This is a genomic window from Micromonospora sp. NPDC005220 (assembly GCF_040607895.1).
Lineage (GTDB): Bacteria > Actinomycetota > Actinomycetes > Mycobacteriales > Micromonosporaceae > Micromonospora.
Map to the genome: position 1 here is coordinate 1 of NZ_JBEXHP010000249.1, position 1,082 is coordinate 1,082.

Annotated in this window: 1 protein-coding gene and 1 pseudogene; one reads left to right on the forward strand and one right to left on the reverse strand. The window is 79.2% G+C overall.

From position 1 onward, the window contains the following. Nucleotides 1-924, forward strand: a pseudogene (locus tag ABZU52_RS32480) (hypothetical protein); the annotation flags it as partial. Here the strand turns inward: ABZU52_RS32480 and ABZU52_RS32485 are convergent. Beyond that, a partial coding sequence (locus ABZU52_RS32485) for a hypothetical protein (RefSeq protein ID WP_354974728.1) occupies nt 867-1,082 on the reverse strand: 216 nt, incomplete at its 5' end. The pseudogene ABZU52_RS32480 and the gene ABZU52_RS32485 overlap by 58 nt on opposite strands.

Below are 1,082 nucleotides of genomic sequence, written 5' to 3' on the forward strand. Positions count from 1 at the left end.
GAGGCCGGCCGGCCGGCGCCCTCGGCCCGCCCGACGCTGGCCGCCGAGACCCGCCGCGCGGGCCGGTACGGGCCACCGTGGCTGCGCCCCGGCCAGCAGGTCAACGTCACCGCGTTCGATGCGTTCGTGCCGGTCACCGGCGACCTGGACCGGGCGGCGACCGACGGCGTACCCAGCGCGGAGCTGTTCCTGGTCGCCCACCTCGACCCGCGGTCCGCGCCGCACCGGTCGGACCTCCTGCGCGTCCGGATCTCCCCGGGCGGCGCGATCCCGGTGCAGGTGCTGCGTTCCCACGTCCCGGCGCGCCTGCAGTATCTGCTCGGCGCCCCGGACACCTATCTGCTGCCGGCCGGCCGGCTGGACCGGGCGCGCGTGCTGGACGGATTCCGGGCCACCGACGACGGCGGGCTCCAACCCGCCGACGGGCTCGACGGCGGGTCGCTGCGGATCCGGTCCGCGCCGGCGAGCGCGTCGAGCGGCGGGCTGCCGCACGACGTCAGCCGGTGGCCGGCGCACGGCACCCGGCGGGCGTACGCGCTGTTGCCGGCGCGGTCCCGCGGCCTGGCACCGGGCTGGCTGCCGCTGTCCCGGCGGCGGCCGGCGGCGCGGGCCGGGCGGCTGCTCGTGGAGGTACGGGTGCCGCGCGGCCGCACCGTCGACGTCGAGGCCACCGCCGACGCCCTCGCCGCCCTGCCGCTGGCCCGCAGTCGCGCGGAGCGGCTGCGGCAGGCGGGGGTCGACCTGATCCTCACCAGCCGCTCCTACGACCGGGTCCAGGTGGACCGGGTCCACCGGGCCCGGGACGGGGTCTGGCAGGCGGTGTCCGGGCTGGCGGGTGGACCGCTGCCGGTGGTGCTGCGCGGCGTTCAGTCCCCGCCGCCCGCCTCCACGTCCACGTTCACGTTGTCGTCCACGTCGAGCTGAAGCGACCAGCGGCCGGCCGGGACCGGACCGACCACCACCGGCACGCACCGCCCCCCGGTGGCGGCGGCGAGACCACGCGCCCCGGCCGGCGACGGACCCTCGACGAACACCACGGACGGCTCCGGCAGCTCCTCGCCCGGCCCCGGCGGCTCGGGCAG